Below are 20,874 nucleotides of genomic sequence, written 5' to 3'. Positions count from 1 at the left end.
CCGGAGCGCCCCCCGGAGCTGGTCCGCGGCCGTTCCGGATGGTTGGCTGAAAGCATGACTTTGAAAGCGGTTGCGATGGCCACCCGGCGCGAACAGGCCGTACGGGCGGCCGTGGAGCAGCGGCTGCTGGGCCCGGACCAGCCCGTCGTGGGGCTGCTGGACGTGGCCGGGATCCGCTCCGCGGCCGCCGGGCTGCGCGAGGCCTTCGAGGAGGTCGTCGCGCCCGGCACCCCCGTCCTGCACGCCTTCGCGGTCAAGGCGGCCGCGCTCGTCCCCGTCCTGCGGCTGCTGGCCGACGAGGGCCTGGGCTGCGAGGTGGCCAGCCCCGGCGAACTGGCGCTGGCCCGTGCGGCGGGGGTGACGCCCGACCGGATCGTCCTGGACTCCCCCGCCAAGACCACCGCTGAGCTGCGCGAGGCCCTCGACCTGGGCATCGCCGTCAACGCCGACAACCCCCAGGAGCTGGAGCGGCTCGACGCGCTGGTGGGGCACCGCGCGGCCCCGCCCTCGCCCCTGGGCCTTCGGGTCAACCCGCAGGTGGGCGGCGGCAGCATCGACGCGATGAGCACGGCCACCGCGACCTCCAAGTTCGGCGTGGCCCTCCAGGACCCGGGGGCGCGCGCGTGGGTCGTGCGCGCCTTCGCCGAGCGCCCGTGGCTGACCCGGCTGCACGCGCACGTCGGCTCCCAGGGCTGTCCGCTGGAGCTGATGGCGGCGGGCATACGGGCGGCCTACGAACTGGCCGAGGAGATCAACGAGGCGGCCGGCCGGCAGCAGATCGACGCCCTCGACATCGGCGGCGGCCTCCCCGTGAACTTCGCCTCCGACGAGATCACCCCCGGCTACCGGGAGTACGCCCAGCTGCTGCGGGCCACCGTGCCGGGGCTCCTCGACGGGCGGTACAAGCTGGTGACCGAGTTCGGACGGTCCCTGCTCGCCAAGTCCGGCCTGGTGCTGGCCCGGGTCGAATACGCCAAGTCCGCGGGCGGCCGCCCGATCGCGGTCACCCACGCGGGCGCCCAGCTCGCCACCCGTACGGTCTTCGCTCCGGAAGCCTGGCCGCTGCGCGTCCTGGCCTACGACGCGGAGGGCCGCCCCAAGGCGGAGACCGGCGACGGCCCGGTCCCCCAGGACATCGCCGGTCCCTGCTGCTTCGCGGGCGACCTGGTCGCACGCGACCGGCCACTGCCGGAGCTGGCGGCGGGCGACCTGGTCGCCCTGCTCGACACCGGCGCGTACTACTTCTCCAACCACTTCGCGTACAACAGCCTGCCCCGCCCGGGGATCTACGGCTTCGACGCGACGAGCGCCGATGTGCGCTTCGCGACGGTACGGGAGCCGCAGACGGTGGACGAGATCGTGGCCGAGAGCGGCGCGAAGCACGCGCTGGGTCTGAGCCGGTTGCGGTAGGGCGCGGGGTGCCCAGGCTGTGGGGTGCCCAGGCTGTGGGCTCCGAAGTCCGCCGCACAGGTGGCGCTTTCGTCCGGGCTGGCGTTGATTGAGCATCGGGCCAGGTGGGGGCGGGCGCGGGCCACGTCGCCGACCACCGGTCAGTGGGGGCGAAGCCCGGTGGCGGCCTCTGTGATCTGGAGCCGGGGCCGTTGCCGGACTGCGGGCCCCTGTGGCCTGGCCCATGCCGCACCGCGCCCTCGCAGGTCGCCGAAGAGCCGACGTGTTCGGGCCGGTCCGACGTCCACTCCGTGCCCGGCGACCCGGCCCCCCGGTGGAGGTACCCCCTCCACGAAGACACTTGATCTGGCGCAACTACTTTGTCAAACGTTTTCGAGAGGGGTACCCCCCGCAGTCCGGATCGGCGCGAAGCCCGGGCCGAACGGACGCCGCGACCGGGCCCGCCCCCACCGGCCGACCGTCGGCGACGGGCCCCGGCCAGGGCACCCCCGGCCCCATGCTCAAAGGCGCCGAAGGCGCGAGACGGCGCCGCACAAAACCCACACCGCGCAACCCCACCGGGCAACCCCCACCGGAGCGCCCTCAGCGCGCGGCCGCCGCCATCGCGCGGGAGCGCCTCGCGCCGCCCGGCCCCGCGTCACCGGCCACGATCCCCGTCGTCTGGTAGCCGTCCACCGCCTTGCCCGCGGGCCGCCCCCGAGGGACCCGTTCCGTGCGGACCCACAGCAGCGCGTCGTGCGCGCGCTCCCAGCGGCCCAGCCACAGCGCCTTGGCCCACAGCCCGGCCCCTAGCCCCGCCAGCAGCATGCCGCCCGCCGCCGGAACGGCGAAGGACGAGCCCATCGCGGCGAGGAAGGCCAGCAGCAGCCACCACCGCAGGGCGCGCCGCCGAGTCCTTACGGTCACCGCGCGGTCCTGGAGGAAGACCGCCTTGCCCGCACGCGAGGCGTCGCGCGCCAGCTCCAGATACCGCTTGCGGCGCACCACGAACACCACGACCCCCGCGATCAGGAAGAGCGCCGCCCCGGCGAGCACTCCGATCCGGCGCCCGGTCAACCCCGGCACCAGCACCCCGATCCCCGCGGCCAGCACACCGGGCCACCACAGCCACCCCGCGGGAGCCCTCACGATCACCGCCACCCGTGCCAGCGCATACGCCCCGCGCCCCACGACCGACCTCCTCACCCTGGTGAATCCCGGAAGAAATCCCTGTCGAATCGAGGAATCTAGCCAGGATGCCTGAGAATTCGGTGAGAGGAACGGGGGTTGGCCCCCAGGGCGGTCCGGAAGCCCGGCCCGGAAGCCCGGCTCACTCCACGAACAGGCCCCGCTCCGCCGCCTTCGCGTCGAACTCCTCCAGCCGCGCCTGCGCGTCCGGCAGCGCGTCGCACATCGCCTCCAGCAGCACGCGCCCCAGCAGCATCGGCGCACACGCGGTGTCGAAGGCCAGGCCCGTGCCGACAGCCGCGGGCAGCAGCAGATCGCTGTGGCGGGCGACCGGGGCGAAGGCGCTGTCGGCGACGGTGACCACGGTCAGGCCCGCCTCCTGGGCGTACTCCAGTCCCTCCACGACCTCGCGCGGATGCCGCGGCAGCGCGAAGCACAGCAGCGCCGTGGCGCCCGCGCGCTTCGCCGCGTCCACGCGGTCGTCGAGCATCGTGCCGCCCTCGTCGAGCAGCCGGACGTCCGGATGGACCTTGCGCGCGAAGTAGCTGAAGCCGCGGGCCTGCGCGGAGGCGGCGCGCAGCCCGAGGACCGGCAGCGGACGGGACTCGGCGAGCAGCCGGCCGGCGCGGACGACCGGGGCGGGGTCGGCCAGCAGCGCGGCGAGATGGCGCAGATTGTCGATCTCGGACTGCACGGCCTGCTGATACTCGTTGTACGACCCCTCGTCCGCCTCCGGCTCGGCGGGCGCGACATCGCGCAGATGCTTGCGCAGCGCCGGATAGCCGTCGAAGCCGAGGGCGACCGCGAAGCGGGTCACGGACGGCTGGCTGACGCCCGCGAGCTCGGCCAGCTCGACGCTGGAGAGGAACGGCGCGTCCGCGGCCCGCCGCACCATGCAGTGGGCGATCCGCCGCTGGGTCGGGGTCAGCCGGTGGCCCTCGAAGAGCGCCTGCAGCCGGGCGGCGGTCGAGGCGCCGGAAGCGGCCGAGACGCCCGGCACCCCCGCCGACACCGCCGTGACGTCCTCTTCCACCTGCGTCACCCGCGCACCGCCCACCCCGTCGCTCACCCCGTGCTCCGTACTCATCACGTCCTCCTGACCCTCGTACCCTCGTCCCTCAGGCCCCCGCCAGCCGGTCGAGCAGACGCGCGGCCACCGCCACATCCTCCGTCAACGGCCGGTCCTCCATCCGCGGATCGAGCACTTCCGACGCCAGGGCGAAGGCCACACCGGCCGGGAGCTCCGGGTCCGGCTCAAGACCGCGCTGGCGCAACGCCCGTATGGCCGCCACGAGTTCGCAGCCCAGCACCAGCCGGTAGTGGTCGGCCACCCGCAGCGTCTGGCGGGCGCCGAGCGAGGCGAAACTGGCTTGTTCCTCCACCCCGCGCGAGAGCACGGCGTGGCCCAGCGAGGCGGGGTGGGAGACCGCCCGCATCTCGCCGAGAGCAGCCCCCGCCGCGTATTCGAGGATCATCACGCCCGAGCTCGCGGGCGCGGCGTCACCGAGGAAGGGGCGCAGCCGGGTGAAGTCGGGTTCGCTGAGCGCGGCGAGCCGGGCCGTGGAGAGCCGGGCGGTCTGGAGCGCGGCGAGCCGGAAGTGGTCCAGGGCGAGGGCGGTGTGCGCGGCGTAGAAGTTGCCGTGGTGGTAGGCGGCCTCGTCGGTGGAGCTGATCAGCGGGTTCTCGGCGGCCGCGTTGAACTCGACGGCCAGCACCCGCTCCAGCGCGTCCGCCGCGTCCAGCGCCGGTCCGTGGATCTGCGGCAGACAGCGGAAGCCGTACGGGTCCTGGATGCGGCCCAGCGGCGGGGTGGGCCGGGGCGGGGCGCCGAGCAGGGCGCGCATCCGGGCGGCGGCCGCGACGGAGCCGGGGTGCGGCCGGGACGCGTGGACGGGTTCGGCGTACGCCTCGTACGAGCCGCCGACCGCGATCAGCGAGAGCGCGGCCACGGCGAGCGAGGCGGACAGCAGCCGCCGCAGCTCGGCGAGGGCGAGCGCGGACTGGCCGAGGGTGAGGGCGTTGCTGCTGATGAGCGCCAGGGCGTCGTTGCTGTCGAGCGTGATGGGGTCGGGGGCGCGACGGCCCGGGACGGCCTCGGTGAGGTCCCAGGGGTGCTCGCCGACGAGCGCCAGACCGGTCTGGGCGAGCGCGGCGAGGTCCCCGGTGCCGACCGCGCCGTATTCGTTGATCACCGGGTGGGCGCCGCTGTCGAGGCCCTCGACGAGCGCGGTGACGACGGCGGGGCGCAGCCCGGCACCACCCGCCAGCAGCTGATTGGCGCGGACGGCCATCATGGCGCGCACCTCGCGGCCGGGCAGCTGTGCGCCGATCGCCCCGGCGTGGCTGCGCAGCAGCCGCAGCCCGTGGTCGGAGTCGGCCGGGCCGACGTCCTCGGTGCGGTTGGCGCCCACACCGGTGCTGCGCCCGTAGACGCGGCCGGTGGCCGCGAGCCGGTCCGCAGTCTCCCAGGCACGCTCGGCCAGGGCGAGCGCGGTGGGATCGGGCGCGGCGGGCCGGCTGAGACGGTCGGCCAGACGCGCCACATCCACGACGCGTAGGCTCCGGCCGTCCAGCGTGATCCGCGGGCCGGCGCCGTCGGCGCCGTCGGCCGCCGCGTGATCAGCATCCAGCATGTGAGACAACATCCAGGGCAACCCCTCTCGAACGCGCCCTTTCTGGGCCAACCGCCCAGCACTCCGTCCACATCGCGAGCAGAAGTAACCGGTGATTAACGCAGACCCTCTTGACTTCTATTCACTCGACTATGACTGTGCATGACTATATGCAGACAGGGCAAGGGGAAGCGGATGATCAGCTTCAAGGACGTCAGTAAGCACTACCCGAACGGCACCACAGCGGTGGATCGCCTCAGTCTCGAACTCCCGGAAGGAGGCATCACCGTTCTTGTCGGCACCTCGGGCTGCGGCAAGACCACCACCCTCCGCATGGTCAACCGCATGGTCGAGCCGAGCAGCGGCACGGTGAGCGTGGGCGGACGTGATGTCCTGCGAGCGGACGCCGCCGAGCTGCGGCGCGGGATCGGCTATGTGATCCAGCAGGCCGGGCTCTTCCCGCACCGCACGATCCTCGACAACATCGCCACCGTCCCGCTGCTGCTGGGCTGGGGGCGCCGCAAGGCGCGGGCCCGCGCCGCCGAGCTGCTGGAGCTGGTCGGGCTGCCCGCCGACTCCGGCAAGCGCTACCCGCACCAGCTCTCGGGCGGTCAGCAGCAGCGCGTCGGGGTCGCCCGCGCACTGGCCGCCGACCCGCCGGTGCTGCTGATGGACGAGCCGTTCGGGGCGGTCGACCCGGTCGTACGGACCCAGCTCCAGAACGAGCTGCTGCGGCTCCAGAGCGAGCTGCGCAAGACGGTCGTCTTCGTCACCCACGACATCGACGAGGCGGTACGGCTCGGCGACCGCATCGCGATCTTCCGCACCGGCGGCCATCTCGTCCAGTGCGCACCCCCCGCCGAGCTGCTGGCGAGCCCCGCCGACGACTTCGTGGCGGGCTTCCTGGGCGCCGAGCGCGGGCTGAAGCTGCTCTCCCTGTCCACCCTCGCCGACGTGGAGCGGGAGCCCGCGCCCGCCGACGGGCAGCGCTGGCAGCTGGTCACCTCCGAGCGCGGTGAGCCGCTGGGCTGGCGCGACACCGAAGGACCGGAGGGCGACCGGGCCCCGCTGCTGCCGGTGCGCGCGCTGCGGGACGGCGACTCGCTGCTCACCGCCCTGGACGAGTCGCTGGCCTCCCCCGCCGGTCTGGTGGCCCGCGTGGACGCCGACGGGGTGCTCACCGGGGTCACCGGGCGCGACGCGATCCACGAGTACGCGGGGCAGCGCCACACGGAGGCGGGCCGCGCGGCCGCCCTCAAGAACGCCGCCGAGGACCCCGAAACCGCCGACGCGGGCGACGGCACCACGGCCTCCGACCCGAGCGTGACCGCATGACCATCGACTGGGGCTGGTTCCCCGATCACCGGAGCACCCTGGTCACGCTCACCCTGGACCACCTCTCCACCGCCGTCCCGGCCGTCCTCTTCGGCCTGCTGATCGCGCTCCCGCTGGCCGTGATCGCCCACCGGGTGCGCCCGCTGCGCGGACTCCTGCTCGGGCTCTCGAACATCCTGTTCACGATCCCCTCCATCGCGATCTTCGTCCTGCTGCTGCCGGTCACCGGCCTCACCCGCACCACCGCCATCACCGGCCTGACCATCTACACCCTGGTCGTGCTGTTGCGGAACACCGTCGAAGGCCTCGACAGCGTCCCCACCAAGGTCCGCGAGGCGTCCACCGCGATGGGCGCCCGCCCGCTGCGCACCCTGCTCACCGTCGAGCTGCCGCTCGCCTTCCCGGTGATCATGGCGGGCGTACGGGTCGCCACCGTTATGGCGATATCGCTGGTCAGCGTGGCCAGCTACATCGGGTACGGCGGCCTCGGCCAGCTGTTCACCGACGGCTTCCAGCGCAACTACCCCACCCCCGTCGTGGCCGGAGTCATCCTGTCCCTGGTGCTGGCGCTGGTCGCGGACGCCGTACTGGTCACCATCCAGTGGCTGTGCACCCCGTGGCTGAGGAGGCGTGCCTGACATGCTCGAACTACTCCAGAACCTCCTCCGCTGGCTGACCAGCGGCTCCCAGTGGTCCGGGCCCGACGGCATCGCCACCCGCCTGCTGGAGCACCTCCAGTACTCGCTGCTGGCCACCCTGGTCGCCGCCGCCATCGCCCTCCCGGTCGGGCTGCTCATCGGGCACACCGGGCGCGGCGCGTTCCTCGCCATCAACCTCTCCGGCTTCGGCCGGGCCCTGCCGACCGTCGGCCTGGTCACACTGGTCTTCCTGGCCAGCGGGCTGAGCATGTGGCCGGTGTACGTCTCGCTGGTCGCCCTCGCCGTCCCGGTGATCGTCACCAATACGTACGCGGGCATGGCCGCCGTGGACCCCGAGGTCAGGGACGCGGCGCGGGGCCAGGGCATGCGCTGGTACCAGGTGCTGTTCCAGGTCGAACTGCCGCTCGCGCTGCCGCTGATCATGACCGGGCTGCGGCTGGCCTGCGTCCAGGTCGTGGCCACCGCCACCATCGCCGCGTACGTCAGCTTCGGCGGGCTCGGCCGCTATGTCTTCGACGGGCTCGCCCAGCGCGATCTGGTGCAGGTGCTGGGCGGGGCGGTGCTGGTCGCCGTGCTGGCCATCGCCCTGGACCTGGCGCTGGCCGGAGTGCAGCGCCTGCTGTTCCGCAACCGCCCCCCGCGCGCCCACGCGCACTGAGCGCCACCCCACACCGGCTCAGCGCCTCAGCCCCCCGGCTCAGCGCCTCAGCACCCCACCGACTCAGCGACTTCACTCCGATCCGAGGAGACGACCCCATGAACCGCAGGAAACTGCTCGGCGGCCTGCTCGCCGGCGCCTCCGTGCCCACGCTCGCCGCCTGCGGCGGCGGTATCACCTCGCTCAAGGGCGACGGCGGCAGCGGCGGCTCGGGCGGCGGCAGCAGCCTGGGCGGGCTGGTCATCGGCACCGCCAACTTCACCGAGAACCAGCTGCTGGGCTACCTCTACGCCGAGGCGCTGAAGGGCGCGGGCATCAAGACCAGCGTGCGGCCCAACCTCGGCTCCCGAGAGATCGTCATACCCGCCCTCCAGCAGGGCGACATCGATCTGCTCCCCGAGTACCAGGGCAATCTGCTGCTCCACTTCGACGACAAGGCCCCGCAGACCGAGGCCGGCGACCTCCAGAACGCCCTCACCGTGGCCCTCCCCAGCGGTCTGGAGGCCCTGTCGTACGCGGCCGCCGAGGACAAGGACGTCTTCTGCGTCACCCGCGAGGCCGCCCGGAAGTACGGGCTGCGCAGCTTCGCCGACCTCGCCAGGCAGAACGGCAAGCTGATCTTCGGCGGCCCGGCCGAGGACAAGAACCGCGTGGTCGGCCTGGTCGGCCTCAAGGACCGTTACGGCGTGACCTTCAAGGAGTTCAAGGCCCTCGACGCCTCCGGGCCCCTGGTCAAGGGCGCGTTGAAGAAGGGCGACGTGGACGTCGCCAACCTCTTCTCCACCGACCCCGACATCGAGGCCAACGACTGGGTGATCCTCGCCGACCCCAAGGCCCTCATCCCGGCCCAGCACATCGTGCCCGTGGTCCGCGGCGCCAAGGCCGACGCCAAGGTCCGCAAGGCCCTGGCCCGCCTCGGCGGCGCCCTCACCACCCGCGAACTGGCCCGGCTCAACAAGCTGGTGAGCAACGACAAGAAGGACCCGGACCGGGTCGCCGCCGACTGGGCCGCCAAGAACGGCCTCACCAAGAAGTAGCAGTAGGAGCACCCGTATGCCCGACTCCCCGGACGCGCTGGACTCTTTGGTCGAAAAGCGCTCGATCGACGTCGTCCCGGACGCGGAGCGCCATGGCACCGCCTTCAGCCAGTTCACCCTGTGGCTCGGCGCCAACCTCCAGATCACCGCCGTCGTGACCGGCGCCCTGGCCGTCGTCTTCGGCGCCGCCGCCTTCTGGGCGATCATCGCCCTGCTGATCGGCAACCTGCTCGGAGGAGCCGTCATGGCGCTCCACTCCGCCCAGGGACCGCGACTAGGCCTCCCCCAGATGATCTCCTCCCGGGCCCAGTTCGGGGTCCGGGGCGCGATCGTCCCACTGCTGCTGGTCATCGTCATGTACGTGGGCTTCTTCGCCAGCGGCAGCGTGCTCGCCGGACAGGCGGTCGGCGAACTCACCCATCTCGGCGACACCACCGGGATCGTCCTCTTCGCCCTCGTCACCGCCGTGGCGGCCGCCGTCGGCTACCGCCTGATCCACACCCTGGGCCGGATCGCGGGCGTCGTCTGCGCCCTGGCCTTCGTCTATCTGGGCATCCGGCTGCTGGACCGCACCGACCTGGCCACCCTCCTCCACGACCGGACCTTCGACTTCCCGCTCTTCCTCCTCGCGGTGTCGCTGTCCGCCTCCTGGCAGCTCGCCTTCGGCCCGTACGTCGCCGACTACTCCCGCTATCTGCCGCGCACCACCTCCGCGAAGGCCACCTTCTCCTGGACCCTCGCCGGCACCGTCCTCGGCTCCCAGTGGTCCATGACCTTCGGCGCCCTCGCGGCCGCCGCGGCCGGCCACGCCTTCGTCGGCCACGAGGTCACGTACATCGTCGGCCTCGGCGGCGGCGCGGCCCTGATCACCTCGCTGCTCTACTTCGTCATCGCCCTCGGCAAGCTGACGATCAACGTCCTCAACACCTACGGCGGCTTCATGTCGATGGTGACCAGCGTCAGCGGCTTCCGCGGCCGCGCCACCCTCTCCCCACGCGGCCGGGCCGCCTACATCGCCGGGATCATGGTCGCGGGCACGGCGGTCGCACTGCTCGGCAAGGACAGCTTCCTGTCCTCCTTCAAGGACTTCCTGCTGTTCCTGCTGACCTTCTTCACCCCGTGGAGCGCGATCAACCTCGTCGACTACTACGCCATCGCCAAGGAGCGCTACGACATCCCCGCCCTCAGCGACCCGAACGGCCGCTACGGCGCCTGGCGCTGGAAGGCGCTGACCACCTACGCCCTCGGTGTCCTCGCCCAACTCCCCTTCCTGTCCACCGCCTTCTACACCGGCCCCTTCGTCGCCCCCCTGGGCGGCGCGGACATCTCCTGGCTCATCGGCCTCGCCGTCCCCGCCGCCGTCTACTGGCTCCTGGCCCACCGCGACACCGCCCACGTCCCGGACCACATGATCCTCACCCCGGATCCACCATCGGACCGTCCGTACGTCACCGAGTCCGGGTGACGGCACCCGGCACGGTGAGGGCGGGCGGGCCGGGGTCAAGCCGGGGTCAGGCCGGGGGCAGGAGCTTTTTTTGGGGCTTGCCCATGGCGTTGCGGGGGAGGGCCTCCAGGAAGCGGACCTTGCGGGGGCGCTTGTGGACGGAGAGCTGGGAGGCGACGAAGTCGATCAGCTCCCGCTCGCCGATGCCGTCGGCCACGACGTACGCGACGATCTCCTGGCCCAGGTCCTCGTGCGGGGCGCCGACGACGGCGGCCTCGCGGACGGCCGGGTGGTCCAGCAGGGCGTTCTCGACCTCGCCCGCGCCGATGCGGTAGCCGCCGGACTTGATCATGTCGGTGGAGGCGCGGCCCACGATGCGGTGGAAGCCGTCGGGGTCGATGGCGGCGATGTCGCCCGTGCGGAACCAGCCGTCCTCGGTGTACGAACCGGCCGTGGCCTCGGGGCGGTTGAGGTAGCCGTCGAAGAGGGTCGGGCCGGTCAGCTGGAGCTCGCCGATCTCGGCGCCCTCCTCGGCGGCGATCCGGGTGCGGATGCCCGAGAGCGGGGTGCCGACATAGCCGGGGCGGCGTTCGCCGTCGGCGCGGGTGCTGATGGTGATGAGGGTCTCGGTCATGCCGTAGCGCTCGATGGGGCGCTGGCCGGTGAGCCGCTCCAGCTCGCGGAAGACGGGGGCGGGGAGCGGGGCGCTGCCGGAGACCAGGAGCCGGGCGGAGGCCAGGGCGCGGGCGGAGTCCGGGTCCTGGACGATGCGGTTCCAGACGGTGGGGACGCCGAAGTAGAGGCTGCCGTCCGCCGCCGCGTACGCCGCCGGGGTCGGCTTGCCGGTGTGGACGAGGCGACTGCCCGTCCGCAGCGCGCCCAGCACGCCGAGCACCAGACCGTGCACATGGAACAGCGGCAGCCCGTGGACCAGGGTGTCCTCCGGGGTCCAGGCCCAGGCCGCGGCGAGTCCGTCCAGGTCGGCGGCGACCGCCCGCCGGGAGATCAGCGCGCCCTTGGGCGCCCCCGTGGTGCCCGAGGTGTAGAGGACGAACGCCGTGGACTCCGGGTCCGGCTCCGCCTTCGTCCACGCCGCGCGCTCGGTCAGGTCCACCGGAACGGTCTCGACCGGGGCGTCCACGGCCTCCCCGGTGAGCAGCAGGGTGGCGCCCGAGTCCCGCAGTATGTGGTCGCGTTCGGCCGGGCCGGAGTCCGGCGGTACGGGCACCACCGGCACCCCGGCCAGCAGCGCGCCGACCACCGCGACCACCGTCTCCGGGGTCGCGGTCGCCCGGACCGCGACGACCGGCGCGCCGGCGATACGGGCCGCCACCGCGCCCGCGGCACCGAGCAGTTCCTCGCGCGAGAGCGCGCGGCCGCCGACGCTCAGCGCGTCGGGGCGGTCGTCGCCGGACGCGGCGAGGGACGTGAGGAGAGGTGCGGTCACGGAACTGACTCCTTCCACAGCGGGCCGGGGGTGGTGCTTCCCGGGTCCGCTCGTCTTCCGGGGGCTGGCTTCTCGGAGGGTGGTTTCAGGGGGTGCTGGTTTCGGGGGCTAGCCCTACCGACAAAGCGTCCCCGCGACCGTACCGTCCTTAAGCATGGACGCCCGTGACCCGGATCTGAAAAAGGAACTCGACGCGGCCCTGCAGACCCGTAAGGAGCTGGGCGCGGAGTACGAGTCGGAGCTGGTCGACTCCTTCATGGAGAAGGTCGAGCAGCGGTTCAACGATACGGCGGACCGCCATGTCCGCCGCCAGCTCGCCGAACAGCAGATGGCGACGGCCCGCGGCAGCCGCCCGTACGCCACCGGCGCGCCCGCGGACCAGGCCCACGGCCTGGGCCTCGGCGAGCGCTTCGCCTTCGTCGGGGTCTCCCTGGTGCTGGCCATCCCGCTGTCGGCCATCGGCGTCGTGAACGAGGGGCTGCCCGGTCTGCTGATCACCTGGGCCGGGATCTTCGGCGTCAACGCGGTCCACGCCATGGGGGCCTTCTCCTGGCTCCGCCGAGGCCGCGGGCAGGAGGAGAGCGGGAACTAGAAGAAGCTGCGCGGGGACCGCCGCACCCCGGTGGCGAGCCACCGAGGGCGGGACGACGGCGGTCCCCGCGGGGACGCGGGCCGGGTCAGGGCCGGAATTCCGCGTCCAGGCGACCATGGAGGTCCGGGAGCCGCTCCGGAGGTCCTGCCGCCTCATCTCGGGTGTCGGTGTCGTCCTTCCGACGCCCACTAATCTGCCGGAGCCGTGTTAACCCTGTGCTGCGGGCGCGTGACACGTTCGTACCACTTGCCCGAAGGGCGGTTGGGAGCGGTTGGGATCCTTACGGGCCCTCACTTCGGGCTGTTGGCCAGGTATGCCAGCAGGTCCTGCCGGCTCACCACGCCCTTGGGCTTGCCCTCCACCAGCACGATCGCCGCGTCCGCCGCGCCCAGCACCGCCATCAGGTCCTCGACCGGCTCACCGGAGCCGACATGCGGCAGCGGCGGGCTCATGTGCTTCTCCAGCGGGTCGGTCAGCTCCGCGCGCCGCGCGAACAGGGCGTCCAGCAGCTCGCGTTCCACCACCGAGCCGATGACCTCGGCGGCCATCACATCGGGGTGCCCGGCGCCCGGCTTGACGATCGGCATCTGCGAGACGCCGTACTCCCGCAGTACGTCGATGGCCTCGCCCACCGTCTCTTCCGGGTGCATATGGACCAGCGAGGGCAGTCCGCCCTCCTTGCCCTGGAGCACGTCGCCGACCCGCACCGAGGGGCCGTCCTCCTCGAGGAAGCCGTAGTCGGCCATCCACTCATCGTTGAAGATCTTGGAGAGATAGCCGCGGCCGCTGTCGGGCAGCAGGACGACCACCACATCGTCCGGGCCGAGCCGCTCGGCGACCTTCAGGGCGCCCACGACGGCCATCCCGCAGGAGCCGCCGACCAGCAGCCCCTCCTCCTTGGCCAGCCGCCGCGTCATCTGGAAGGCGTCCTTGTCGGAGACGGCGACGATCTCGTCCGCGACGGTCTGGTCGTACGCGGTCGGCCAGAAGTCCTCGCCGACGCCCTCGATCAGATACGGGCGGCCGGAGCCGCCGGAGTAGACCGAGCCCTCGGGGTCGGCGCCGATCACCTGGACACGGCCCTCGCTGGCCTCCTTCAGATAGCGGCCGGTGCCGGAGATCGTGCCGCCGGTGCCGACGCCCGCCACAAAGTGGGTGATCCTGCCTTCGGTCTGCTCCCACAGCTCGGGGCCGGTGGTCTCGTAGTGGGAGAGCGGGTTGTTCGGGTTGCTGTACTGGTCGGGCTTCCAGGCGCCCGGCGTCTCGCGGACCAGCCGGTCGGAGACGTTGTAGTACGAGTCGGGGTGCTCGGGGTCCACCGCGGTGGGGCAGACCACGACCTCGGCGCCGTAGGCCCGCAGCACGTTGATCTTGTCCGTGGACACCTTGTCCGGGCAGACGAAGACGCACTTGTAGCCCTTGCGCTGGGCGACCATGGCGAGGCCCACACCGGTGTTGCCGGAGGTCGGCTCCACGATGGTGCCGCCCGGCTTCAGCTCACCGGAGCGCTCGGCGGCCTCTATCATCCGGACCGCGATCCGGTCCTTCACCGAGCCGCCGGGGTTGAAGTATTCGACCTTGGCCAGGACGGTCGCCCGGATGCCTTCGGTCACGGTGTTGAGCTTCACCAGCGGGGTGTTGCCGACCAGCTCAATCATCGATTCGTAGTACTGCACACCTGCTCCTGGTCCGGTTCCGCGGGATCTCCGCGTCGGGGCGGCCGCCGTCGCGGGGCCTTGCTGTCAGCTTATTGCGCGCTGCCGCCCTCCGACCGGCGCGTTGGGACGAAGCCTGCACGGGGCAACAAGTTGTTAGCAAGGCGTACAAAGGAGAAAGAAGCGCGTGCGCGTGCGGACGGAGGTGGGCTGAACCCATGTCGATGTCGAGGGCGAGGGTGGCGCGGCGGATCGCCGCCGCGGCGGCGTACGGGGGCGGCGGGATCGGGCTGCTGGGCGGGGTGACCGCCGTGCTGGTGCTCACCGAGGTGTCCCATGCGAAGCGGGTCGTGGGCGGGTCGGACGATCCGCCTCCGCGCGCGGACGGCCGATATGGCTTCGCATTCGCCCGCAGGACCGGCCAGCCACCACTGCGGCTGGCCTTTCTCGGCGACTCCACGGCCGCCGGGCAGGGCGTCCACCGCCCTAGTCAGACACCGGGCGCGCTGCTCGCCTCGGGGCTGGCGGCGGTCGCGGAGCGCCCGGTGGACCTGCGGAACGTGGCGCTGCCGGGGGCGCAGTCCAGCGATCTGGAGCGCCAGGTCACGCTGGTGCTGGAGGATCCGGATCTGCTCCCCGACGTATGCGTGATCATGATCGGCGCCAATGACGTCACCCGGCGAATGCCGCCCGCCAAGTCGGTGCGGCTGCTGTCGGACGCGGTGCGCAGGCTGCGCGAGACGGGCTGCGAGGTGATCGTGGGCACCTGTCCCGACCTCGGCACGATCGAGCCCGTCTATCAGCCGCTGCGCTGGATCGCGCGGCGGCTGAGCCGGCAGCTGGCCGCCGCGCAGACGATCGGGGTGGTGGAGCAGGGCGGGCGCACGGTCTCGCTGGGCGATCTGCTGGGCCCGGAGTTCGCGGCGAATCCGCGGGAGCTGTTCGGCCCGGACAACTACCACCCCTCGGCGGAGGGGTACGCAACGGCCGCGATGGCCGTTCTGCCGACCCTGTGCGACTCGCTCGGCCTGTGGCCCGAGGAGGCGCCGGAGATGCTCGACGAGGGCATCCTGCCGGTCGCCACGGCGGCGGCCGAGGCGGCCGCGGAGGGCGGCACGGAGGTCACCGCGGCCCGCGGCCCCTGGGCCCGTCTGCTGCGCCGCCAGGGCCCCGCCAAGAAGGAGCCCGCGGCCGTCTCCGGCTCGCCCGACACCCCGTCCCCGGCGTCGCCGCCCCCTTCGGGCTGCTGAGGCCCCGCCGGGGCGTGCCTGGAGCCTGCGTCCCGGGTCGGCCGGGGCCGCCGCCCGCCCCCTTCCGGTGCGGGCTGATCTGCTCGGTCAGGTGCGGCTTTCGTCTCGCGCCTTCGGCGCAATTGAGCAGCGGGGCAGGGGGGGACGGGGTGCGGGGTGCGCCGCCGGGCGCCGGGCCGATGGCGGTGGCCGCCGGGGGCGGCTTCCGTGGCCGGGGGGCCGAGGCCGACGCCGGACAGCGGGGGTGGGGTGCCTTCTCGAAATCGCTTGATGCATTAGTTGCGCTATATCAAGTGTTTTCGAGAGGGCATGCCGAACCCCCGCCGCCCGCAGTCCGGAGGAACCTCGGCCACCGAGCACGGGAGCCGCCCCCGGCACCCACTCCCGCCGGCCCGGCGCCCGGCGGCGGCCGCGCGCCCCCGCCCCCCTGCCCCGCTGCTCAATGGCGCCGAAGGCGCGAGACGGCGCCGCGCCCGGCGACGGCGCGGGCCCCGACGGATACTCGTGCCGCCCGGAGGGCGGCGCTCCCGGGCGCGATCCCGGGGGCCGATCCCGGGGGCCGATCCCGGGGGCCGATCCCGGGGGCCGATCCCGGGGGCCGATCCCGGGGGCCGTTCCCGGGCGAGCCCCGGGTCGCTGAGCGTACGCTTGGAAAAAAGAGTCCGGTGTCACAGCCCGCACCCCGTGACCCTGCCGATACGTACGGGTAACTTCCCTCGGAGTCCCGCCCGCACCCCGCCCCCATGGAGCCGTGATGCCCGAAGCAGTGATCGTCTCTGCCGCCCGTTCCCCCATCGGCCGCGCCTTCAAGGGCTCGCTCAAGGATCTGAGGCCGGACGATCTCACCGCCGAGATCATCCAGGCCGCGCTCGCCAAGGTCCCCGAGCTCGACCCCCGCGAGATCGACGACCTGATGCTCGGCTGCGGGCTCCCGGGCGGTGAGCAGGGGCACAACCTGGGGCGGATCGTGGCCGTGCAGATGGGGATGGACCACCTCCCCGGCTGTACGATCACCCGCTACTGCTCCTCCTCCCTCCAGACCTCGCGGATGGCGCTGCACGCCATCAAGGCGGGCGAGGGCGACGTCTTCGTCTCGGCGGGCGTCGAGATGGTCTCGCGGTCGAAGAAGGGCACCTCGGACGGGCTGCCGGACACCCACAACCCGGTGTTCGCGGAGGCCGAGGCCCGTACGGTCGCGCGCGCCGAGCAGGAGGGCTCCGACTGGCACGACCCGCGCGAGGACGATCTCCTGCCCGACCCGTACATCGCGATGGGCCAGACCGCCGAGAACCTGGCCCGGCTCAAGGGGGTCACCCGCGCGGAGATGGACGAGTTCGGCGTGCGGTCCCAGAACCTCGCCGAGGAGGCCATCAAGAAGGGCTTCTGGGAGCGTGAGATCACCCCGGTGACCACCCCCGACGGCACGGTCGTCAGCCAGGACGACGGCCCCCGCGCGGGCACCACCCTGGAGGGTGTGCAGGGCCTAAAGCCGGTCTTCCGCCCCGACGGCCGGATCACCGCGGGCAACTGCTGCCCGCTCAACGACGGCGCCGCGGCGCTGGTGATCATGTCCGACACCAAGGCGCGGGAGCTGGGCGTGACCCCGCTGGCCCGGATCGTGTCGACCGGTGTCACCGGCCTCTCCCCCGAGATCATGGGCTACGGCCCGGTCGAGGCGTCCAAGCAGGCGCTGGCCCGCGCCGGGATGTCGATCGGCGACATCGACCTGGTGGAGATCAACGAGGCGTTCGCCGCGCAGGTCATCCCGTCCTACCGCGATCTGGGCATCGACCTGGACCGTCTCAATGTCAACGGCGGCGCGATCGCCGTGGGCCACCCCTTCGGCATGACCGGCGCCCGGATCACCGGCACGCTGATCAATTCGCTGCAGTTCCACGACAAGCAGTTCGGCCTGGAGACCATGTGCGTCGGTGGCGGCCAGGGCATGGCCATGGTCATCGAGCGCCTGAGCTGAGGTGAGCTGAGCCGGTCCGCGGAGCCGGGCCGGGCGGCCGCGTCGTAGCGCGTCTGCGACACTGGTTCGGCCCGGGCCGTGACCGAATCTCCCCCAGGATGTGACATAAGTCCTGGGGGAGAGCTGTCTGCCCAGCTCAGCACCGGTGACCAAAGGCCCACCCGGTACCGAATTCTGCCCATTTGGTGATGGTATGCACTGACGTCGAGAGGCGATAAGCCTCAAGCTGAGGTAGGAATTCGGGGGATCTACAGCCAACCGGGAGTACGTCAGTGAGCCCCACGAGTCTTGTCCTCCTCCTGGCCGCGGTGACCGCCTCGGCCGTAGGGGCGGCCGCCCTGCACACCGCGCGCGGTGTGCGCCGGCAGATCAGTGAGCTGCGCGCCGAGCTCGCGGCCACCGTCGCCGCCGGTACCCGGACGGGCGGCGGAGGCGGCGGAGGCGGCGGCCCGGAGTGCGGCGCGACGGTGCCCGCGCCCCGCGCCACCCCGGCCGCCGAGATACGCGCGGCCGTCGCCGACGCGCTGGCCGAGGAGCGGGAGCGCGAGCTGGCCGAGGCGCGGGCGTTCTGGGCCGCCCAGGAGGCCAGGGACTCCGCCGGAGCGGCCGACGCCCACTCGCTGCTGAGCGGGCCGGGCGGGTTCGACGACGCCTCCCAGGACGCGCAGCTCTTCGTGCCCCGCCAGGCCGACCTGGCCGGGCTCGAACCGCTGCTCGGGCTGGACGCGCTGGGCCCCGAGGCCATGGACTCCGGCGGGGACCAGGAGCCCGAGGTCGAGTCCGAGGTGGAGCTGGAGCTGGGCGCCGGGGCGGAGCCCGCGGCCGAGCCCCGGGAGTCCGCCGAGCTGGCGGCGGCCCGCCGTCGCCATCCGTCCCACCCCGACTTCACCCCGTCGTCACCGGTCGCCGACCACGACCGTACGGTGACCCGGCTCACCGAGCTGGCCGACGCCCGCACCCCGCTGTCCGATGTGCGGCCCGGGCCCCTCGGCACCCTCGATGTCTACGTCTTCGCCGACGGCACCACGATCTGCATGACCCCGGGCCACCGGGAGACCGCCGAGCGGCTGGCGGACGCGCTGCGCGAGGGCACCGCCCCGGTGCTGCTGGGCGGCTCGGGCGTCTCCGGTGCCTATGCGCTCACGTTCGGTTGCGGCGAGGAGAACGTGTACGTCCTCGCCGACCGCGTCATCGCCTCGCTGTAAGACACGTCGCCCCGCTGTGAGCAGGCCCTCAGACGCCGCAGCGCCCCGCCGCCCCCGCCACGAGCGCCACCGCCTCGGCGGCCCCCCGCGCCGTATCGCCGCCCCCGGCGCCCACCGGCGCACGCTCCAGCGCGTGCACCAAGTCATGTCCGGCCACCGCCACCTGGTCGGCGACCACGAACAGCCCCGCGTCCGGCATGATCCGCGGCGGGGTCCCCGGCTCCTCGAGCCGTTGTGCGCGCACCGACAATTCCCTAGCCAGGGCCAGTCCTTCGGCCGCCGCGCCCGCGCGCAGCCGGGACTGCGGAAGGGCGCGCAACCGGTCGGCGAGCCGGTCGACGGCGGTCAGGAGGGGGGAGACATCATCCACGCTCCGAGCGTATGCGCCACTGAGGGACTGTTGCCAACGGGCGAACACTCAGGCACGGTGAGCTGAAGGAAACCCGGGCCATGGACCCGGGTCCGGCATGGAAGCGTCCGGAGGCGCCGATGTCCCAAATCTTCTCCGACGAGACTCACCGGAACCTACTCTCCCGCATCCCCCAGTGCACGGGCCGTGAAGTCGCCGACTGGCTGCGCACGGTCGACGAAGGCCCCGCTTTCTTCCGATTCGAGGAGAAGGTCAGCTGGCTGCGCGGCGAGCACCAGCTCGCCTACGGCCACGCGAAGGCCATCATCCATGAACACGACTTGAGGCGTGCGGCACGCAAGCTGCTGTAGCCGCTGCCCGGAGGCAGAAGCGTGTATGACAGACCCACCGAACGGAGCGGCTTAAGCCGCATAGGAAGAAGGGCCCGCGGAGGTCTTCACCTCCGCGGGCCCTTCTACGTGCTGTCCGCCTACGCGCTGTCCGCGCGCTGCGCGACGCTCAGGGGCGCTAATCCCTGAAGATCGAGATCAGCCGGAGCAGCTCCAGGTAGATCCACACCAGCGAGAGCGTCAGCCCGAAGGCGGCCAGCCAGGACTCCTCGCGCGGAGCGCCGTACCGGACGCCGTCCTCGACCTGCTTGAAGTCCATCGCCAGGAACGCCGCGCCGAGCACGACGCCGACGAGGCCGAAGACGATGCCGAGGCCACCGCTGCGGAAGCCGAGGCCGTCCCCGCCACCGATGGCGGCGAACAGCAGGTTGACCGCCATCAGCAGGATGAAGCCGATGGCGGCGGCGAGCACAAAGCGCTGGAATCGCGCGTTCACCCGGATGAGACGGGTCTTGTACGCGACGAGCACACCGACGAACACGGCCATCGTGCCGAGCACGGCCTGCATCGGGATGCCGGACCAGCGATCGTTGTACACCTGGCTGATGACGCCGAGGAAGAGGCCCTCGAAGAGGGCGTAACCCAGGATCAGCGCGGGCGAGGCCGTGCGCTTGAACGACTGGACGAGACCGAGCACCAGCGCCACGAGCGCGGCGCCGAAGCCCACGCCCACCGGAAGCTGCGCGATCCACGCGACCGCGGCGGCGACGATGACGGTACCGAGGGTCATACCGGTGCGCATGACGACGTCGTCCATCGTCATCCGGCCGGTCTGCAGCGGGCCCGCCGGCGGCGCGCCGTACATCTGCTGCAGCTGTTCGGGGGTCAGATTCTGCTGGTCGCCCGCCGCGTAGGGGTTCGTGGGCGGCTGTGTCTGCGCGTACGGGTTACCGCCCGCGTACGGGTTGGCCTGACCGGCGGCGGGACTCCCGGCCTGCGGCGCCGCGCCGAAACCGGCGTAGCCGCCGCTGCGGCTGAACCCCCGTCGCGAGAAGACCGGGTTACTGCTCCTCATCTCACTCCTCCGTGGCCGCCGGGCGCGACCTTGACTCAAGAGTAATGGGTAAGCAAAGAAAGCACCCTAGTGCCCAGGGAGGATCTTTTCACGCAGGAGGAGGCCGCGCGAGGCCCCTGCGGGCCCCGCGCACGCACTTGGGGCGACCATCCACACACGCTGAGTGCGCCCACCGGATCTGAAGGTGCCCGGAACCGGACTTGAACCGGTACGCCCGCGAGGGGCAGCGAGGTTTAAGCTCGCCGTGTCTGCATTCCACCATCCGGGCAGCGGTTCCCCCTGGGCCGCACGGTGCGCATACGGCCCTCCCCTGGAAGAGAGCAGCACGAGCCTATCCGGGGACATGCCCCCGCACAGTGAATCCTCGACCCGAGGTTGTCTTATTTTATTGGCAACTGAGGGTGCATCAGCAGCGGGGCGGGGTACCCGAAGATGCCGACGTCCATTGGACCTGCCGATATGCCCTGAACCCCCATTAACTGGGGATTGACGCAATCTCGACGCCCCGGACGGGGCGCCCTCTCCTCCTCAAGGAGGACTCCGCCACCACCACCTACATCGCGAGGCCCCCACGAGAACGGGAGCACGGGCTGATCCCGTCCCCCTTCACAACCGGAACCATGGAGTGACGTCCCGCCCACTCCCGCAGAGCAC

18 protein-coding genes and 1 tRNA gene are annotated in these 20,874 nt (G+C 72.3%); 11 read left to right on the top strand and 8 right to left on the bottom strand.

Going from position 1 to position 20,874, the window contains the following annotated elements; all coding sequences use genetic code 11:
• The first annotated feature begins 54 nt into the window (after positions 1–54).
• Positions 55–1,410 carry a type III PLP-dependent enzyme domain-containing protein gene (locus LIV37_RS29640; RefSeq protein WP_121824360.1) on the top strand — a complete coding sequence of 452 codons (1,356 nt, stop codon included), beginning with the start codon at positions 55–57 and terminating at the stop codon, positions 1,408–1,410.
• Between the two features lie 582 nt (positions 1,411–1,992).
• Here the strand turns inward: LIV37_RS29640 and LIV37_RS29635 are convergent.
• The 3 genes from LIV37_RS29635 to LIV37_RS29625 all read right to left on the bottom strand — a co-directional run bounded on the left by LIV37_RS29635 (position 1,993) and on the right by LIV37_RS29625 (position 5,222).
• Positions 1,993–2,580 carry a hypothetical protein gene (locus LIV37_RS29635; RefSeq protein WP_020870774.1) on the bottom strand — a complete coding sequence of 196 codons (588 nt, stop codon included), beginning with the start codon at positions 2,578–2,580 and terminating at the stop codon, positions 1,993–1,995.
• A 139-nt stretch (positions 2,581–2,719) separates the two neighbouring features.
• The gene (locus LIV37_RS29630) at positions 2,720–3,664 is read right to left on the bottom strand and encodes a MurR/RpiR family transcriptional regulator (RefSeq protein WP_020870773.1); all 945 of its coding nucleotides are present in this window, start codon (positions 3,662–3,664) and stop codon (positions 2,720–2,722) included.
• Between the two features lie 31 nt (positions 3,665–3,695).
• Positions 3,696–5,222, bottom strand: a complete 1,527-nt coding sequence (locus LIV37_RS29625; protein ID WP_373920667.1) for an aromatic amino acid ammonia-lyase — start codon at positions 5,220–5,222, stop codon at positions 3,696–3,698.
• A 162-nt stretch (positions 5,223–5,384) separates the two neighbouring features.
• Between LIV37_RS29625 and LIV37_RS29620 the strand changes: the two genes are divergently transcribed.
• The 5 genes from LIV37_RS29620 (at position 5,385) to LIV37_RS29600 (ending at position 10,343) form a co-directional block, all read left to right on the top strand.
• The gene (locus tag LIV37_RS29620) at positions 5,385–6,524 is read left to right on the top strand and encodes an ABC transporter ATP-binding protein (protein WP_020870771.1); all 1,140 of its coding nucleotides are present in this window, start codon (positions 5,385–5,387) and stop codon (positions 6,522–6,524) included.
• Positions 6,521–7,162: an ABC transporter permease gene (locus LIV37_RS29615; protein WP_020870770.1), complete on the top strand. Its 642-nt coding sequence runs from the start codon at positions 6,521–6,523 to the stop codon at positions 7,160–7,162. The genes LIV37_RS29620 and LIV37_RS29615 overlap by 4 nt, the downstream gene beginning before the upstream one ends.
• 1 nt (position 7,163) lies before the next feature.
• Positions 7,164–7,841 carry an ABC transporter permease gene (locus LIV37_RS29610; RefSeq protein WP_020870769.1) on the top strand — a complete coding sequence of 226 codons (678 nt, stop codon included), beginning with the start codon at positions 7,164–7,166 and terminating at the stop codon, positions 7,839–7,841.
• Positions 7,842–7,939: 98 nt separating this feature from the next.
• Entirely contained in the window at positions 7,940–8,878 is a 939-nt protein-coding gene (locus LIV37_RS29605; RefSeq protein ID WP_020870768.1) for an ABC transporter substrate-binding protein, read from the top strand.
• A 16-nt stretch (positions 8,879–8,894) separates the two neighbouring features.
• The gene (locus LIV37_RS29600) at positions 8,895–10,343 is read left to right on the top strand and encodes a purine-cytosine permease family protein (protein WP_020870767.1); all 1,449 of its coding nucleotides are present in this window, start codon (positions 8,895–8,897) and stop codon (positions 10,341–10,343) included.
• Positions 10,344–10,389: 46 nt separating this feature from the next.
• Here the strand turns inward: LIV37_RS29600 and LIV37_RS29595 are convergent, their stop codons facing one another.
• Complete coding sequence (locus tag LIV37_RS29595; protein ID WP_020870766.1) at positions 10,390–11,769, bottom strand: acyl-CoA synthetase; 1,380 nt, start codon at positions 11,767–11,769, stop codon at positions 10,390–10,392.
• Between the two features lie 154 nt (positions 11,770–11,923).
• Between LIV37_RS29595 and LIV37_RS29590 the strand changes: the two genes are divergently transcribed.
• A complete protein-coding gene (locus tag LIV37_RS29590) occupies positions 11,924–12,361 on the top strand; it encodes a hypothetical protein (protein ID WP_020870765.1) in 438 nt (145 codons plus the stop codon).
• 290 nt (positions 12,362–12,651) lie between these two features.
• Here the strand turns inward: LIV37_RS29590 and LIV37_RS29585 are convergent, their stop codons facing one another.
• Positions 12,652–14,037 carry a cystathionine beta-synthase gene (locus LIV37_RS29585; RefSeq protein ID WP_020870764.1) on the bottom strand — a complete coding sequence of 462 codons (1,386 nt, stop codon included), beginning with the start codon at positions 14,035–14,037 and terminating at the stop codon, positions 12,652–12,654.
• A gap of 197 nt (positions 14,038–14,234) precedes the next feature.
• Here LIV37_RS29585 and LIV37_RS29580 point away from each other — a divergent pair, with 197 nt between their 5' ends.
• The 3 genes from LIV37_RS29580 (at position 14,235) to LIV37_RS29565 (ending at position 18,446) form a co-directional block, all read left to right on the top strand.
• Positions 14,235–15,266 carry an SGNH/GDSL hydrolase family protein gene (locus LIV37_RS29580; protein ID WP_121824361.1) on the top strand — a complete coding sequence of 344 codons (1,032 nt, stop codon included), beginning with the start codon at positions 14,235–14,237 and terminating at the stop codon, positions 15,264–15,266.
• A 754-nt stretch (positions 15,267–16,020) separates the two neighbouring features.
• Positions 16,021–17,241, top strand: coding sequence for an acetyl-CoA C-acetyltransferase (locus LIV37_RS29570; RefSeq protein ID WP_020870762.1), 1,221 nt, complete (start codon positions 16,021–16,023; stop codon positions 17,239–17,241).
• A 272-nt stretch (positions 17,242–17,513) separates the two neighbouring features.
• Positions 17,514–18,446, top strand: coding sequence for a hypothetical protein (locus LIV37_RS29565; RefSeq protein WP_020870761.1), 933 nt, complete (start codon positions 17,514–17,516; stop codon positions 18,444–18,446).
• 28 nt (positions 18,447–18,474) lie between these two features.
• On the opposite strand, the gene LIV37_RS29560 is transcribed toward LIV37_RS29565, so the two are convergent.
• Positions 18,475–18,816: a hypothetical protein gene (locus tag LIV37_RS29560; protein WP_020870760.1), complete on the bottom strand. Its 342-nt coding sequence runs from the start codon at positions 18,814–18,816 to the stop codon at positions 18,475–18,477.
• A gap of 119 nt (positions 18,817–18,935) precedes the next feature.
• Here LIV37_RS29560 and LIV37_RS29555 point away from each other — a divergent pair, with 119 nt between their 5' ends.
• Positions 18,936–19,166: a DUF4287 domain-containing protein gene (locus LIV37_RS29555; RefSeq protein WP_037954490.1), complete on the top strand. Its 231-nt coding sequence runs from the start codon at positions 18,936–18,938 to the stop codon at positions 19,164–19,166.
• 157 nt (positions 19,167–19,323) lie between these two features.
• On the opposite strand, the gene LIV37_RS29550 is transcribed toward LIV37_RS29555, so the two are convergent.
• Together LIV37_RS29550 and LIV37_RS29545 are read right to left on the bottom strand one after the other, a co-directional pair.
• Positions 19,324–20,220, bottom strand: a complete 897-nt coding sequence (locus LIV37_RS29550) for a Bax inhibitor-1/YccA family protein (protein WP_020870758.1) — start codon at positions 20,218–20,220, stop codon at positions 19,324–19,326.
• 185 nt (positions 20,221–20,405) lie between these two features.
• Positions 20,406–20,488, bottom strand: a tRNA-Leu gene (locus tag LIV37_RS29545).
• Positions 20,489–20,874 lie beyond the last annotated feature (386 nt).

The sequence above is a fragment of the Streptomyces rapamycinicus NRRL 5491 genome, from assembly GCF_024298965.1.
Lineage (GTDB): Bacteria > Actinomycetota > Actinomycetes > Streptomycetales > Streptomycetaceae > Streptomyces > Streptomyces rapamycinicus.
The sequence above is the reverse complement of the archived record's forward strand: the minus strand, read 5'-3'. Positions and strand labels throughout refer to the sequence as shown.